We start from the raw sequence: 17,126 nt of genomic DNA, 5'->3' as shown, positions 1-17,126 counted from the left end.
AGAGAAAAAATTAAAATTTAATCGTCGCCCCAATTCCGCCAGTCGCACTTATCGTAATGATTTTATCGATTGTGTTTGCATAAGAAAAACCGAGATTTGTATTTAATTCTGTGTATTGATTTATCCTTATGTCTAAAAGATGACTGTAACTAAAATCGTACTTTTTTGTGATGCTTTGGTTTGTTGATGACGACGAGCGCGTGTGCGAAAAATTAAAGCTGTCTGTTCGCGAAAGATTTTTGCTGTCTTTTACATAATTTTTTGAAAAATACTGGATTGCACTTTCTAAAAACGAATTTTTCCCCAATCGCTTATAGACAAAGGTCGTTTTTGCAGCAAGGTTATCTTTATCTTCAAAAGAAAATTCAAATCCCGCTTTTAAAGTTTCATTCTGTCGTATGTAAAAACTGTCCTGTTGATATAACGACAGCAGGAATGAACAGGCGTTTGGATTATTTTTAGGAATTTTCATCGTAACGGTAAGAGAAGTCGTGTATTCATCCTGCTCAAAAAAATTGAAAAATCTTAAAGCACTTTTTTTACCAAAGACATTTAAAGCATAAAATGAAAAAATCCCTTTGAGTTTGTATAAGTCTGCAACCGATGAAGATGTTTTAAGATTTCGCTCAAAAGCTAAAACTGCGTTTGTTGGAATCAAAAAATCCGTAAAAGTTCCCAAAAATCTTCGTTTCCATTGCAACGAATAAAGACTTTCGTAATACAAAGATTGCACAGATTTTTTTTCGTCTAAAGAATTTTCTAAAACGCTTTTGCTTAAATCGTCGCTTACAAGATCGTATATTGGAATTGTAGAAAAATACCATTGCCGCTCTTTTAAAGTTGAATACAGATTGTTCAAATCGCTTTGATAATTTCCGCCTGTGCTTGTTTTTGAAACTCCTCCAGAAGTTTTTGTCCAAGAGAAATTAAAAGATTGAGATTTAAAAGAAAATGGAAAAGAAAAACTCTGGCTTATTGAATCGGAATAAATCGTTATGTTTGAGTTTTTATACGAATTTTTAGATTCAAAAAGATATTTAGGTTTAAAAGCCGAATTAAAAAAGTTCAATTCTACGCTCGCTTTTCCTGCAACATTTCTTTTTGAAGCATCTTTGTCGCCTGTATCGAAGGCAAGTTGAGTTGCTTTCTTCCAACTTTGAAAATAATTGGTATCTTTAAAATATTCGCTTGAATTTTTAGAAGAATTTGATGAAGTTTGTTCCACACCAAAATCCGCTCCAAATTTTAGATTGGAAGTTGTAAAAGAAAATACAGAAGCCGCTTGTTGTTTTACATTCCAGGAATCTAAAAATGAATTTGTAGAAAAATTGATTTTCAAAGGCAGTCTAAAATTTGAAAAATCTGCTGAAAGGAGATCCGTTTTTTTTAGACTTTTTTGCTCGCTTTCAAAATAAAAACTTTCTTCGCCACTTAAAAATGAAAATATCTTGTTTTCTGTTTTTATGCTGTGGTTTGCGGAACTTAAAGGAACATTTGACTGGCTTGAGTGAATCGCTTCCCCTTGAAATTTTAGTTTTAAAATTGTAAATGAAGAAAGCGCTTTTCCTGAAAAAGACATCTTTGAAAAAGCCGAATCTTTTTTTATGGAAGCGTTTGTTTGCCCTTCCGCTTGAAAATCCACATCGCGTAAAATAGCAAAGTCGTTTTTTGTAATTACAGCACCATCTTTTTTCCATGCAAATTTTGCTTTATCCTGCACTGTAAAATAAGGCTTGCTTTGTGAAAAATAAACTTTATCCAACTCCAATTCTATCGTGGATTTTAGATCTGTCGAAAAATCTATATTTAGTCTTGTGGCAATCGTTTCTAAATCGATTTTTGGATTATTTGTTGTTGATTTTCCTTTGATTTTTGCCTTTTTATTTATCAAATCTATCGTTAAATCACAATAATCGTTTGTATCGTTGAGATATTTTAAGTCATCTCCTTCCAAGGTTAAACTTATTGCGTTTGTAAAACTTCCACTTTCGTTTGGCCTGTCGAATTTTATCTCGATTTTTGAGTTTTCAAAATTTGGCGAAGGTGGTGAAGAGGATTTTGCATAAAATTTCAGCCTAAAAGTAAGAAGTCCATAATTTGAAAAATCAATTTCATCAAGATATCGGTTTAAAGAAAAATTTTTAGGCTCTGTACTTGAGGAATCTGGTATGAATTCAAATGATTTTGCATAGTTTTTATTTGAGAGCATTTTTGTAAAACTATAAACCCGCGAATTTTCAGAACTTGTCACAGAAAACCCTACGCCTTCAACTTTGTAAGGACCTGCAAGTATTGTGCCTTCGATTGTTTTCTTTGAGGTTACTATTATGCGAGCGTCGTGCTTTGTCGCTAAAAGTGCCCTGTCTTTTTCTTCTAAAAAAATTGTAATTTCCTGCCAGTCGGTTTCGCTTTTATTGAACCATCCTTTTACATCATCTTCTAATGACGGATTTACTGAAGTTGAAGTGAGGCGCCAGGTTGGAATTAAATTTTTGTCTTCGATTTGTCCTGTGTTTTGAGCATCGATTCCAAGTTGAAGATATATGTCAAAATCATCAGGAGACAAGATTTCTTTTTTTAAAGAAATCGTAAAGGCAGTTGCCTCTTGCAGCAGGTTTGAGTTTCCAGGTAAATCTAAGTTTACAGCAGCCCAATAAGGATTTTCATCTGTTGTATCGTTTTCAAAACCTGTAAAATCCCATTCAACAGGAATTGCATATCCTGAAATTTTAGAGTCTGTAAAACCTGTTTTTATTGCTTGATTACCTTCGCTTTCTTTTTTTAAGTTTATAGGATTATCGCTTGATTTTCGTGGCGTTAAACAAGGCTTGATTTCTGATGGAAGAGAGTAGGCTGCATCCTTTGTAAGATATGAAGTTTTTGTATTTTCTTCATCCATGTCGGATACCAAAAATATTCCGCTCGTGTTTACCTGCTCAAAGCCAACGCCTGCCACATTTTTTATCTTAAAATTTTTGCCTGAATATTCTATGCCGCCTGCAAGGTTTATATATCCAAGCGAGCCTTGTGCCGTTTTTGAATATTTTTCATTTTGCATTAAAGGCCATCTTGCTGCAAATGAAAGGTCTGTATTTATTTTTGAAGACAGCCTTTTGCTTATTCCGCCAGCACTGGTAACTGTTCCCGAGTTTGAAGGAGAATCTTCGTACCATTGAATTACAATTCTGTCGGAAGATGAAAAATCGCCGGAAAGTTTTACAGTTCCGCTCTTGCTGTCATATTTTGCGTTTGAATCTTGAATTCCATTTTTGTATGCTCTAACGCTTCCTTCTACCGCCCCAGTTCCAATTTCAAATCGGCTTGTAGAATTGTAGGTTCTTATAGCCAAAACCAAATCGTTTTCTTTTTTGTATCCAAGATATATGTTTGGGCAGTCTTTTGAAAAAGGAAAGCGATATTCTGGAGATAAAAAATCTTTTGAACTTTGCTTAAAAACTTCTGCATAGATGTGAGTGTTGCTAAAAAAATCCTTTAAAATCTGGCTAAAATTGTCGTCATCCAAAATTGCAGAATACTCTGTGCTGGATATTTTTGTGCTTGTGTAAATTACAGAAGCTTCGCCTGAAGAAATGATTCCTGCGTCATAGCGAGAAGCGCTTGCATAAGGAGAAAAGCGGGATTGATATTGAATATAATAGACTTCGCTCCCATCGATTGTTCCTTTTAGCGGAATTGAAAAATTTGCTAAATCATCTTTTTTAAATATCTTTTGTGTTTTTCCTAAAAATTCGCTGCCTGGAGTTTCTGCTGTCCCCCAAGAACCCAATTCCAAAAGTGCAGCCGTTTGATAAGATGAATCGTATTCAACTGCAATGCAAGGAAGTGCGGATTTTGTCTTGTATGCTTTTGCTTCTTTAGAGAGAAAAATTGAATTATTTGCAGCGCTTAAAAGATATTGGCTTGAATCCAACCGCTTGTATTTTCTTCCAAAAGAATCTGAATAACTGCCGTTTACCGATTCTACATAGATGTTTTTTATTGCCAGAACTGCGTCTCTTGAAGGAAAAACGTATTGAAAGCCTGTCATAAAATCTTCTAGCGGAATTTCGTTCGTAGAAACGCTGTTGCTTCCGTACCAGGTTTTGCTTTTTGATTCGAGGTTTTCATAGCGGAGTACAAAATCGCCAGACCAGTTTTCTTTTTCAAAATGCAACGAAAGGCCTGGTGCCAAATTATTTCCACCGCCAATACCACGCCCAAGTTCATCTATCGAATAGATTGAAGGAAATTTTATTCCGCGGTTTGCTATCCTTGCTTCTTTTATAAAATTTTCTCCGTAATATCCTAAAGCGAGAGTGTTCGTGTCAAAATTGTCTGCAAAATTTGCTTCAAAATAGTATTTTTTATCCAAAAGCAACCGCAGATTTAAATCAACTTGGTTTGAAAATATCGGTGTAGAAATCGTCTGTGCAGTTGAGTTTGAATATCCAAAAGTCGAAGTCCATGCGCTAGAAAAAAAACTCTTCCAATAGCCCATCGTTGTAAATTCTATATTTTTATCAGAAATTTTATAGTTAAAGATGGAAGGCTTGTTCCAATCGATTTGCGGTTCTAATTTTGTGGAGTCAAAAACTATCGCACCTGCACCGTCTGCTTCGCGCTCTGTTATGAGCGTGCTTTGAGAGTGCATTTTTGCTGGAAATAAAAGCGAAATCAAAGATATGCTAAAGAATAAAAAAATACTTTTTAAATCTTTGCCTTTTAAAAGTCTTGCGCGAGTTATCGTTACGCCTTTTAATTTTTTTTCTGTTTTTAGAATCGCTTCTTCAAGTTTTCGTTTTTTTTCATCTTCAAAATCAAAAAGTTCTGATTGCACAAAGTCGTTTGCATCCTTTATGTTTTGAAGCGCGACTCCCAAAAGCCTTATTCCCTTTGAAATGTCGGCTTTTTTGTAAAAGAGTTTTTTTGCTCGTTCAAAAAGGTCATCGAGACTTGAAATACAGTGTTCGGAAGTTTCTTGAATCGTAATAGTTGTAAAATCGTCATAGCGGATTTTTACACAAGCGGTAAAACTTTTTACGTTTTCTTTGTGCATTCTCCAGATAACCGTGTGGCAAAGTTCGAGAAGTGCTGTATCTATCGCAAAATTTTCTGTCAAACTCCACGAATAAGTATTTTCTGCACTTAAAGAGTGAGTTTTTGCAGGTTGATTAAAAGTTTCCTTTTCCTGCCCTCGAACAGCGTTATACAAAAAATTTCCAGTCGCTTCTCCAAATAGAACGCAAAGCAGATTTTTTGGTTTTTGATAGAGCTGTTGTGTCGTTTTTATTCCATTTTTGTTTAATTGAATTAAAGTTTTTTCACCGATTCCCCAGATTTTTTTTAAAGGAAGCGAAAGCATAAAATCTGTCTCTTTTCCCTCTTCAACTTCAAAAAATCCGTCTGGCTTTTTTATTTCTGAAGCGAGCTTTGCAAGATATTTTGTAGTTGCAAGCCCAACAGAAACTGTAAGTCCTGTTTTTTCAAAAACTTCGTTTTTTATTTTTTTCGCAGTTTGGCTTGCAGGTCCAAAAAGTTTTTCTGTTCCTGTTAAATCTATAAACGCTTCATCGATTGAAATTTGGTGAACATCTGGAGAATAACTTTTAAAAATCTCCATAACTTTTTCAGAAAATTCAAAGTATCTTTCCATCCTTGGATGGACGAATATCGCATTTGGGCAAAGTTTTACCGCAGTTACCGTTGGCATTGCAGAATGAACGCCGTATTTTCGCGCTTCGTATGAGGCTGTGGAAACTACAGAACGCCTGTCTTCTGGTTTTCCGCCAACTATTAAGGGAAGATTTTTCCACTGAGGATGGTCTATCAATTCTACGGAGGCAAAAAAAGCATCTAAATCGACATGCAGGTATTGTTTTTTCATCTTATGCTGTTTTCTAAAGGAATTTCATCGTTTTTTAAGAAATGTTTTGATACGCTTTCCCTCTTAAAAACGCCTTCCGTATCTGTTTCGTAGATTGCTACAATCGTAAAAAGTTTGTCTGTGTTTTTTTCTGTTGAAAAATCTATAGTAATTTCTTGCGGAGGATAATCTGGCATTGTAATTATCGCTGTTCTTGGATTGTCTGTTACAGAAAAATCATAAAAGCAATCCAAAATTGGATTTGGCTGCGGTGAAGTTACTGTTACGCTGTAACGCAAGGCCTGCTCTTTTGAAAAAATTGAAAGACTGTGATAAGACATCTGTGCTAGGTCTTTAAAATTTTCTTCTACAGAAAGATTTTCTGCTTTTTTATCGATAAATGAAATTTGTGCTTGAGCTTTCTTGCTTTTGTTAAAAATAAATTTCGTTGTAAGGTATGCAAAGGTAAAAACAAAAACGAGTGTTATAAAAAGCGATAGAGCAGTGTATTTTGCTAGAGTTTTAAAATCTTTTGATTTTAGTTTTGTCGTTCTAATTCTAAGAAGAACTCTAAACCACATTATCTGAAACGGAAATAGGATGAGGCAGAGCATCATATTTGTCGAAGGATTTGCATCGATTAAAAATTTAACGCTCGTAGAATTTACATTTGAAAAATAAACTAAGATATAAGGCAAAAACGGCAAAAGCATCAAAAATGCCGAAAAAATCAACGCTCGTATTCTGTAAAAATTCCTTGAAAGATAAACGATAAGGTATTCTAGGGCAAAAGTCCAAAAAAGCGTTATATCCAGAGTGCTAAATATAAACACGTTTAAAATTGCTGTTACAGTCAGCATAAATCCATACAAAAAATTGTTTGTTGGAAGTTTTAACTTTGTCTGAAACAAAAAAAGTATTGCGACAAAAACAGAAGAAAAAATTATTTTAAAAGCAAACTGGCTTACAGGATTTGCACTTCCAATCGGTTTTATTATTAAGCATAGCGCTTGAGATACATATAGCGAAATAATCGATAAAAAAAGAAAAATTGGCAGTAGAAACCAAAATCTTGAAAAAACTCGTTTTGTTTTTGTCCGTTTTTTCCCAGAAAAAGTAAAGCAAACCAAAAACAAAAGCACAGCAATGCCAAAAATTTCAAGACAGATGATATTAAATCTTTCGTCTAACCAAATAGCGTTTGCAAAAAAATTTTTAAATGTAGGAGCAAAGAAAAAATAATGAACATCGCCTTGTGTTTTTTTTGACTGGTCGTGATTTTTTATAAAAAAATCCAGCGAAGAAAAATCATCATCTTCTGCAAATGATATTTTTATGCATGGAATTGAACGTTTCAAAAAATATTCTAATTGCTCATCGCCTTCTAAAAGAGATGCTCTGTAAAGCGAAAGAATTTTTTGTGAGATTATAAAATCGGTTCCTGTTTTGTAAAAAGATTCTACGATTTCTCTTGTTAATCCCAGCGGTGTGGACTTGTTTCCACCAGTCGTATAAATCTTTGCTCGCTTTATTAAATCTAAATCGTCAAAGTTTAGCAGGATAACAGCGCAATCCTTGTTTTCTTCTAGACTTTCTGCAAAATTTTTTGTTCCTTCCAGTTGCCGATTATAACCGCGTAAAATTTCATTTTGATTGTCCAAAGCCGTAAGTACAAATTGAACAGGAAAATTGAGTTTTTGGGATTCTATACTTTTAAAAAAATCGATGAATTCTTTGCTTTTGGAATAAAAATCGTTTTGTTTTACGCAAAAGATAATTTTCTTTTCGTTTTGAATTTCATTTGAATTGTCAAAAGATAAATCTAAAATCAGGTTATAAGCAAATTCGTCCGCACCTGTTATTGAAAGCTGCATTTTTTGTGGAAAGAATTGATTTTTTTTTAGCTCTGCTTCAATTTTTTTTGAAAGTTCCAATCCTTTTAAAATAGGTACAATCTTCTCGTTTGCAAATAGGCTACAAGTTATGTAATTCAATATCATAAAAGAAATTAGAAGTTTTCTCTTGAAGTGAAAAAGCATACTTTTAGAATATAATTTGTAGGTTTACAATGCAAGACCCTTTCAGTACAATAAGGACTATATTTTGGAGTTCAAAAAGTTTTAATGGCTACAGGTAAAAAATTTTCACTTAATCTTCCGCTTAAAGTGATATTGACTGAAGAAGGCGCTTCGCACTTTATAAGTCACAAAATGAAATTATTGCGATTTAAATTGGCAGACAATGTCGAAGAATACGGAGTTTCCCTAAATCCTTTTTCGCCTCAAGCATTGCAAAATATGATTTTGCTCAATTATGTTTCAAAGATAGAAATTTCTATGACCGAATTTGTATCTGTTCGTCAGGAAGTTATGGATTTGTCAAAAACTTTGGTGTATTCAATCCTTTACAAGCAGTTTGACCGACAACTTTTTGCAGATTTTATACAGACAGACGTAGTTCAAAAACACAACCGCAAAAATCCAACTCAGCTTATAGACGAAAGAATAAACATATCTGAAACACAGTTGAGACGAGTTCTTGCTTCATTGCAGCCAGTTGTTCAGCGTGCAAAAAAAGAGATTTTGGATCCTATCTGGAAATCCATAATGGATAACAAAGATTATTCTCTCGAAGAAAAAAACATATATCTCTTGATGACAGAAAAATTTTTAAATCGTCTTTCGCTGATGAACTGGTACATAATCACAAAATTTTACAAGAGCGATGGATTTTCTCAGATAACGATTGCTATAAGGCATTTGGTTCAAGTTTATATGGAAAAATCTCGCGTTGCAGAATACATTTCTATTCTTGTTATGGAACTTGCTCTAAACAGCGAAAACTCCAATATGAGAAAAGAAGCTCAACGCATGTTTGCAGGAATTGAAGATATTGATTCTCTTCTGTACGACCCAGAACAGAGGGCAAAAATTGTTGAAGAGTTAAAGCGAAATCATGAACAGGTTTTTGTTTCTTGGAAAATAGGTGGCGGTTCTTCTGCAATAGGCAAGCAGGGAAGGCTTCAAATAACGCTCTATAATAAAAATGATCAGTTTCAGGAAATAAAGGAAAGCATCGAATCGAAGGCTGCGGCAGATACCAATAAAAAATCGCTGATTGATTTTTACCGCGAATTGCCAGAAGGGCAGGAAAGTACAGACTTAGGACTTTACTATCTTTCGTATTTGGATGACGCATGCAAGAGGGTGAATGTAAAATTTGAATCAATCGTAAATCAATTCTCTTCCAGCGATTTGACAGTCATCAATTTGATTTTTAACTTTTAATTTTTTATATTCGGCTCAAGATAATTCAAAATGCAAAACGGCAGAACATATTTAGAAAAAAAAAGTAGTCTCGTTTTTTTTGTATCTTTGGCATTCAGTTTTGTTTTTTTTGCCGCGTGTTCTTCAAACGAAAACTCGGTATTTTCGATAAATCCGTCTGTGGTTTTTGAATACGAAAGTCAATCTTCAAAACCTGTCGTTTCACTCAGCGTATTTATCCAAACAGAAGGCAAAGCTCAAAGGGCATCGTCTTTAAAAATAACATCGAAGCAAAATTCTCTTTCGTGGTTTGTGGAAAATCCTGTAATTTTTGAAAGCGATGGTAATAATTGGGTTGGATACTCTGCTTTAAAAATTCCAGAAGGTTTCCAATTGGAAAACGGAATATATAATCTTGTGTACACGGACGCAGCAGGAGAAGAATATTTTGGGAATTTTATGATTTCGTACCGTAAAGATTTATTGGAAAGCGAAATTTCTTCTGTAAGAGAAAAAGCAGGAGTTAACCTTTCTGAAAATTATGCCATTTTTGACAAAGAAATGAATCTTCTCTATTACGGAACGAAAAAAAAATCTTGGAAAAGCGATGATGATATTTTTAAAGATTTTAAAGATGCTTATTTTTTGAGAAAACCACTTTCGACTGTTTCTGGTAGCCTCGTATTCTTAACTCCAGTAGAATGTATTGCAGAAGAAAAATCAAAAGGTTGATTCAGGCGAAAAATAATTATGGAAAATCAAGAAAACGATAACGAAACTTTTAAACGCACTATAAAAACTTTTGCGATACGCTGTGGTCATTTTACTTCTTCTGAAAAAAAAGATTATGAAGAGCTTTTATCGATTTATGGAATTCAATACCAAAATGAAATTCTCGATTTTGAAAAAACTTTTGGGAACAAAAATCCTGTTGTCATAGAAATTGGTTTTGGAATGGGAAAAGCGACTGCAATAATCGCAGAAAACAATCCCAACATAAATTATCTTGGAATAGAAGTTCATAAGCCTGGGATTGGAAAACTCTTGGGCGAAATAAAAAATCGTTCTTTAAAAAATATTCGCATAATAGAAAAAGACGCAATCGAAGTTTTGGAAAATATGATTCTAGAGCAAAGTGTAGATGCATTTCATATTTTCTTTCCTGACCCCTGGCAGAAAAAACGTCATCAAAAACGAAGGCTAATTCAGCGCCCCAGAACGGATTTGATTTCATCAAAATTAAAAAAAGGCGGCTATCTGTATTTTGTAACAGATTGGCTTCCTTATGCTGTATTTGGTCTTGAACAACTGGAAAATACGCCAATGCTAAAGAATATGTACAACGGATATTGCCCGCATCAAAATTGGCGGCCAGAAACCAGGTTTGAGCAGAAAGGGCTTGATGCAAACCGCGTGATAAATGAGATGTTGTTCCAAAGAATTTAAAATCGAAAAAAATCAAATCGCAAAAATAAAGCAGGAATTTTATGGACGAACTTTTTGATGTTGAAAGCACTTCTCGAATAAACACGCTCGTAACTTTGATAAAAAAATATCAGGACTCGTATTACAACGGCGAAGCTGAAATTTCAGATGAGGAATTTGATTCTCTTTGGGATGAACTAAAAAGACTCGACCCACAAAACAAAATTTTACAAAAAGTCGGGGCAGATAGCGGAAATTTTAAAAAAATTCGTCATGTAATGCCAATGGGAAGCCAAGAAAAAGCGGCCGACCCTGAGCAGTTTTTAGACTGGGCAAAAAATCACGTTTATCCAGAATATTTGGTTGAGTATAAACTCGACGGCGCAAGCCTTGAACTTCAGTTTGAAAGAGGAATTTTAAAAGCTGCGGTTACTAGAGGCGACGGTTCTGTTGGAGACGAAATAACTTTTAATGCAAAAAAAATGAGGGGCGTTCCGAGTGCACTTTATCAAGGCGATAAGATTGTCGATTACACAGGCGGAATACGCGGTGAAGTTGTGATGACTCACGAAGTTTTTAAAGAGTTTTATTCCGATAAGGCAAACTGTCGTAACGCTGCGAATGGTCTTATGAAAAGAAAAGACGGGAAGGGAAGCGAAAATCTGCAATTCATTGCCTACGATGCTTTTTCTACAAGTGGAACTCAGCCATTTTCTGATGAAGAAGAAAAAATCAACTGGCTAAAATCTTTGTCTTTTTATACAGTTCCTCTTTTTATCTGCAATAGCGCTCAACAGGTTATAGATTACAGAGCGCAGGTGATGGAAAAACGAGAGCAGATTGAATACGACATAGATGGTCTTGTCGTAAAAGAACGGCTCATAAATCACGAAGACGCATTGAGGGCGCGCCCAGACAGACAGATTGCATTCAAATTTAGCCTTGAAGAAGCGGTCAGCACGGTTAGAAAAATTGAATGGAGCGAATCGGGAGCAACTTACACGCCAGTTGCAATTTTTGACGAAGTTGCCCTTAATGGAACTATTGTAAAACGCGCAAGCCTTGCAAATCCTGAAACTTTAAGAAAATTAGGTGTAAAAATTGGAAGCCGTGTTGTAGTTGTAAAGCGTGGAGAAATAATTCCAAAGATAGAAAGCGTTTTGAGCGAGCAGGAAGGTCAAAAAACTTTTAACATCGAAATTCCTAAAAAATGTGAATGCTGTGGAAGCACTTTAGTTGACGAAGGCACAAGGCTTTTCTGTCCAAATAAAAATTGCGATAAAAAAATTATTCACCAGCTTTTAAAATGGGTTTCTGTAATAGATATTCGGGATTTAGGCGAAACTCTTGTGAACTCACTTTTTAACGCCAAAAAAGTTCGCTGCATAACCGACTTTTACAAGTTAAAAGTTGAAGATTTGATTCCGTTTTTTTTAAATGAAGAAAGCATTTTAAAAGAAAAAAATAGCCTTGGTGCAAAAAAAGTCTATGATTCTATTCAATCCAAAACGAAGGTTCCTCTTTCATCTTTTATTGCAGGGTTTGACATAGAAGGAATTGGCGAAACGACAGTTCAAAAATTGGTTGAAAGCGGCTACGACACTATAGAAAAACTTTTTAGCGCAACAGAAGAGGATTTTTCTAAAGTTTACGGCTTTGCTCAGATAATGGCGCACACTTTTGTTGCAGGTTTAAGGGAAAATGAGGATGAAATAAAATCCCTTGCTGCAAAATATGTAACGGTTATTCAAAATTCTACAGGAGCGTTGCAGGGAAAATCGTTTTGCTTTACTGGAGAATTAAAGACTATGAAAAGAAGCGAAGCGGAAGAGCTTGTAAAGAAAAACGGAGGAAGCATAAAATCTTCTGTTACCAAAGACCTTTCTTATCTTGTTACAAACGACACTGCAAGCGGTTCAAGCAAAAACGAAAAAGCAAAAAAAATTGCAGTTCCTGTTATAACAGAAGAGGAATTTTTATCACTTTTTTAGATTTATAATTACCAGGAGTTTTGAACAAACCAGTCTGGGTTTACAGCACTCCCGTTGAGCCTTATCTCCCAGTGTAGATGCGGTCCTGTTGCAAGCCCCGTGTCGCCAGAAAGTCCAATTTGCGCACCTTTTCCTACAAGTTGACCTTTTAAAACATCTATGGCGCTCAAATGATAGTAAAGCGAATAAAGACCTGGTAAATGTTCAATAACAATGCTGTACCCTGTTGTTATTCTGTATTCAGCAAGCACAACTTTTCCTTTTCCGCAGGCAAAGACCTTTGTTCCTACAGGAACACCCCAATCTATTCCGTTGTGAAGTGATGTGGCAGTTTTTCCGTTTGAGTATTGGAATATTCTCCTGTCTGCAAAAAAAGAAGTGCGGCGAGTTGCATCTGTTGGATAAGAGAAATTTTGTGTTTCAAAAATTGATTTTTCATCTTTCAAAAACAGGATTTTATTTAGATGCTCGATTTGTTCCATTCGTTTTTTGCTTGAATCGGTTCTTATCGAAGTATTTTTTGAATCCAAGTGGATTGTTTCTTTTATAAAATCTTTTGATTCAATTAAAATCGGAAATTCTAACTTTTCTTCTTCCAAACCCAAAATATTTACGCAAAGCTCTATGTAGTATTCGCCTGGTTCTGCATATGATGAAGTTGGAATCGCACCCAAAAATAAAGCTGATTTTCTTTTTGGTTGTAAATCTGTTATGTATAAAACGGATTTTTCAATCATTTTTGATTTTTTGTTCAATTTTTCAGCAGTTTCTGCTTTTTCTTTGTCCGTGTCGATTGTAAATTTCTCGTCTTCAAGTTTTTCGCACAATTTTATTGAAATATCAAAAGGATTTTCTTCGTTTAAAAAGATTTTTTTTACCTTGCGATTTTTTGCTTCTAGTTTTAAGCGTACAAAAATAGGGTCGCCTGGAAAAATTGTTTTATTGTAAGCAAGTTGAACTTTATATCCACTAAAAACTTGTTCAAGTTTTGTTTTTTCTTCAATGGAGTTTTGCTTTTGAATTTCTGATTTTTGTGAAAATATTGCAAATGAAAAGACAAAAAATAAACTAAAAAGGAAAATCTTTTTTATCATCGCTATTCTTCTTGAGTGAGAGTTTTTCTTGTTTGGCTTAAAATCATCTGTGGAGTCGTGTTTCCATTAAAAACATTGCGTTGCAGTTGATAAAGGACATCTATCTTATCGCCTTGTTCAAATTCATTGTGCAGCAAATTTGCTCCGCCAAAAAAAACAGCTGGCCATTTTGATTTTCCCGCATCGAGTATAAGTTTTAAATGGACTGGCTCTGGACGACCCATTGTCAGCGCGTCCTGAATTTTTAATCCTTGAGTTAAAAAAGTAAGTTCAGGATTTGCTTCTCCATAAGGCTCAAAAGTATCAACAAGATTTAGAATTTGTGGATTTAGATATTCGGGCGGAAGTTCTGCGTCGATTTCAAAAGTTTTTTCTTCTTCGCTTTCCAGTTTTATCGCTTTAGAAAGTTCTTCCAATCGCCTTTTAAAATCTTCAAGCCTGTTTTTTTCAAAAGTGAATCCTGCTGCAAAGTCATGCCCTCCATGGTTTATAAATAAATCTGACATCTTTTCTAAAAATGGAGGAATCGAAAATCCCCTACAACTTCGCATTGAACCTATCGCAACATCATCAACAAAAGTTATAGCCATCGATGGAACATTGTAGGTTGCAACAAGCCTTCCCGCAAGAATGCCAGAAACTCCGCGGTTTATCTTTTCGTCTATTATGACACAGAGCTTTTTCCCAAAATGCTCTATGCTCTGTTCTGCTTTTTTTTCGCCGATGAACCACGCCTCGTTACCGAGTTGTTTTCGTTCTGCATTTAACTCAATTATTTGCTGTGCTATTTTATCGCGTTTATTTGCATCGCCTTCAAGAAAAAGTTGCATTCCAAGTTCTGGAACTCCGAGCCGTCCTGTAGCGTTTAAAACTGGAACAACATTCCAGCTCAATTTTGAACTCGTCATTTTTTGACCTAAAAGCTTTAATTTTGACATCAGTTCAACAAGCCCTTCTCGAGTTTTTCCGTCGTTAATCGCTTTTACGCCTTGTTTTACGAGTATGCGATTTTCATCTTTTAAAGGCATTATGTCTGCAAGGGCAGCGAGCGCTACGAGCTGTAAATCTTTGTCTTCTTGTATTAAATCTTTTTTTTCGTTTTGAGAAAGCAAGAGATTTGTGTAAGTTACAAAAATATTGAAAAAACTTCCGATTTCTGTTGCACATTCTGGATTATACTTTGCAATTTTTGAAGAAAGTTTTAATTTTGCCAGACTCATTCCTTTGGTCTGCGGAATCAATTTTGAAATTTCTTTTTGAATGTCAAAAAGGTTGAATTGAATTGAAGGACCAAAAGCGTCTTTTAAGATATAGGCTGTTTCCGCATCGTTCCAAACAAAAATTTGCTGCCCGTTTAAAAATGAATGGAATTTCGTCTTTAAAAAATCAACAGTGCCACATTCAAAACTCTCTTCCAAAAAATCCTGCTTTACGAGATTTCTAACTTTTAAAGCGCTTATGGTTGCCTGTTTTCCGTCTTTTTTTGCACAGAGCAGGCAGATTTCCTGTTTGTAGAGTGAAGATTTTGTAAAGCGAAGTGCTAAAGAGGTTTTATAAGCGACAGCGGCACCAGAAATATCTTGAAATGGATATCCAGAATCTTTGCATTTTGGATCTACGATTATTGCACCTTCTGGAAGTTTTTCTGGCGGATTGTGGTGGTCTAAAATTATAACGTTAATTCCCAATTCCTGTGCATGAGCGATTTCTAAATTGTTTGAAATTCCGCAGTCTACGGTTATTATCAAAGTTCCATTTTTTTTGTAAAAATCATCAACTGCTTCGATTGAAAGTCCGTAGCCATCGTTTCCATTTGGGAGTCTCCATTCAACTTCTATTCCCATGGATTTTAATCTTTCGTACAAAATAGTTGTGCTAGAAATTCCGTCTACATCGCGGTCTCCAAAAATCAATACGATTTCGCCTTCTTCCTGTGCTTGAAGAATTCTATCGACTGCATCTTCCATGGAATTGAATAAAAATGGGTTGTGCAAAAATCTCTTGTCGTCTTCAAGATAGTAGAGCAAATCTTTGCCGTCTGTTATTCCACGCCTAAGCAGAATAGAAGATGTTATCTGGTCGATTCCGTATTTTGCAGATAGTTCCCTGATTTTTTCTCCAGAGATTTTTTTCTTATTCCAAATTTTCATTTATATTTCCTGTTTTTATAAAATCCCAATTCCTGACTGCAAAGACAAAAAAGTCGTGTTACATGCAACTTGAATTAGTGAATAGCACAATTCTTTTATTTCTACCATTGAAGATAAATCTATTGCGATGTTTCTTACATCTTTTGGTTTTAAAACACTTACAGCTTCAAGATAGGTTAACGATTTTTTAGATAGACAAAACGGCATAATCTTGTCATTTAAGCAATCGTTGCATATAAATCCGTTTTCAATTTCGCTATAAGATGCCCAGCAGTCCAAAGATTCATCGTTTAACTTTCCTTGTATAAAAGATTTTCCGCATTGGCAACAGCAAGAAGAATCTGGTCGAACCCCAAGCAAATCGATGTATCTCCAGATAAATCTTAACAGTCCAAGCTTGCTTTCATTTTCATTGCTTGCTTCCATTCCGTCTAGTAAAGCGTTGTAGAGGATAAAAGTCTGTTCTGCACTTCCTGCGCATTTTGATTTTAAAAGGATTTCTCCTGCAAAATTTGCGGCATAACTTTTAAAAAGATTTTCTCTAAATGTGGGATGATAACTTTTTACGTCGAAATCTGTAATTTTTGAAGATTTTTTTAATTCATCTTTGTATATGTATGCGATTCCTCTGTTAAAAGGGCTTACAAGTGAGCGAAGTTTGCTTTTAGGACCGCCGTATAAAATAGCATAAATTATTCCTTCTTCCTTTGTTAAAAGAGTTACCCTGCTGTTGTTTTCTCCTGAGTGTTTTACAGAAAGAATTGTTGCCTGGTATGAAAAAGTTCGCATAAGGGCAATTATAATTTGAAATTAAAATTTTATAAACAACCTTTAATCAACTTTCTTTTTGAAAAAATCACACATAAAAATCGATTTAAGAAAAAATATTAAAACCAAGATACTGGACAGTAAAAAACAATTTGATTATAATTATTTATTCATTTTGAGATTGGGGGATAAAAGATGATTTTTCCATTGGAGCAGCTTGTAAGATTCACTGGCAATGTTTATGAGATAACAGTAGCTGCCAGTCGTCGTGCTTACCAGATGACGATGATAAAAGATCCGTCAATTGAGCAAAACGACGGAAAAGTAGCATCTTTGGCTGCCAGACAGCTTTTTGAAAATCAGGTTCAATACAGAATCGAACAGAAGTAATTTACATCAAAACAAATATCTTGACGAAAGAGTTTGATTTGATGATAATTAGCATACTAATTTGTTTAAGGAGTGCCCATAATGCCTTGTGGTAAAAAAAGAAAGCGTCAGAAGATGGCTACACATAAGCGCAAGAAGATGCTTAGACGCAATCGGCATAAGAGCAAGTAACATCTTTT

Annotated in this window: 10 protein-coding genes; 5 read left to right on the top strand and 5 right to left on the bottom strand. The window is 34.8% G+C overall.

All coding sequences use genetic code 11. The features are described from left to right. Positions 1 to 10: 10 nt before the first annotated feature. Together dinB and FXX65_RS01865 are read right to left on the bottom strand one after the other, a co-directional pair. A complete protein-coding gene (gene dinB / locus FXX65_RS01870; protein WP_147614843.1) occupies positions 11 to 5,884 on the bottom strand; it encodes a DNA polymerase IV in 5,874 nt (1,957 codons plus the stop codon). Continuing rightward, a complete protein-coding gene (locus tag FXX65_RS01865; protein ID WP_147614842.1) occupies positions 5,881 to 7,863 on the bottom strand; it encodes a YfhO family protein in 1,983 nt (660 codons plus the stop codon). Before FXX65_RS01865 ends, dinB begins: the two co-directional genes overlap by 4 nt. A 123-nt stretch (positions 7,864 to 7,986) precedes the next feature. Here FXX65_RS01865 and FXX65_RS01860 point away from each other — a divergent pair, with 123 nt between their 5' ends. From FXX65_RS01860 to ligA, 4 genes are read left to right on the top strand one after another with little or no spacing between them, the layout of a single operon-like run. Further along, positions 7,987 to 9,150, top strand: coding sequence for a hypothetical protein (locus FXX65_RS01860; protein WP_147614841.1), 1,164 nt, complete (start codon positions 7,987 to 7,989; stop codon positions 9,148 to 9,150). Positions 9,151 to 9,180: 30 nt separating this feature from the next. After that, positions 9,181 to 9,861, top strand: coding sequence for a hypothetical protein (locus FXX65_RS01855; protein WP_147614840.1), 681 nt, complete (start codon positions 9,181 to 9,183; stop codon positions 9,859 to 9,861). Positions 9,862 to 9,879: 18 nt separating this feature from the next. Continuing rightward, complete coding sequence (trmB, locus tag FXX65_RS01850) at positions 9,880 to 10,575, top strand: tRNA (guanosine(46)-N7)-methyltransferase TrmB (RefSeq protein ID WP_147614839.1); 696 nt, start codon at positions 9,880 to 9,882, stop codon at positions 10,573 to 10,575. Positions 10,576 to 10,616: 41 nt separating this feature from the next. Beyond that, a complete protein-coding gene (gene ligA / locus FXX65_RS01845; RefSeq protein ID WP_147614838.1) occupies positions 10,617 to 12,545 on the top strand; it encodes an NAD-dependent DNA ligase LigA in 1,929 nt (642 codons plus the stop codon). An 8-nt stretch (positions 12,546 to 12,553) separates the two neighbouring features. Here the strand turns inward: ligA and FXX65_RS01840 are convergent, their stop codons facing one another. From FXX65_RS01840 to recO, 3 genes are read right to left on the bottom strand one after another with little or no spacing between them, the layout of a single operon-like run. After that, positions 12,554 to 13,639 (bottom strand): M23 family metallopeptidase, encoded by a 1,086-nt coding sequence (locus tag FXX65_RS01840; RefSeq protein ID WP_246104328.1) that lies wholly within the window; start codon positions 13,637 to 13,639, stop codon positions 12,554 to 12,556. A 2-nt stretch (positions 13,640 to 13,641) separates the two neighbouring features. Continuing rightward, on the bottom strand, positions 13,642 to 15,789 hold the full coding sequence (gene recJ / locus FXX65_RS01835; RefSeq protein WP_147614837.1) for a single-stranded-DNA-specific exonuclease RecJ: 2,148 nt from the start codon (positions 15,787 to 15,789) through the stop codon (positions 13,642 to 13,644). 15 nt (positions 15,790 to 15,804) lie between these two features. Further along, positions 15,805 to 16,578 (bottom strand): DNA repair protein RecO, encoded by a 774-nt coding sequence (gene recO / locus FXX65_RS01830; protein WP_147614836.1) that lies wholly within the window; start codon positions 16,576 to 16,578, stop codon positions 15,805 to 15,807. A gap of 174 nt (positions 16,579 to 16,752) precedes the next feature. Here recO and FXX65_RS01825 point away from each other — a divergent pair, with 174 nt between their 5' ends. Continuing rightward, the gene (locus tag FXX65_RS01825; protein WP_147612386.1) at positions 16,753 to 16,947 is read left to right on the top strand and encodes a DNA-directed RNA polymerase subunit omega; all 195 of its coding nucleotides are present in this window, start codon (positions 16,753 to 16,755) and stop codon (positions 16,945 to 16,947) included. Positions 16,948 to 17,126: the final 179 nt, after the last annotated feature.

The sequence above is a fragment of the Treponema pectinovorum genome (assembly GCF_900497595.1).
Lineage (GTDB): Bacteria > Spirochaetota > Spirochaetia > Treponematales > Treponemataceae > Treponema_D > Treponema_D pectinovorum.
The sequence above is the reverse complement of the archived record's forward strand: the minus strand, read 5'-3'. Positions and strand labels throughout refer to the sequence as shown.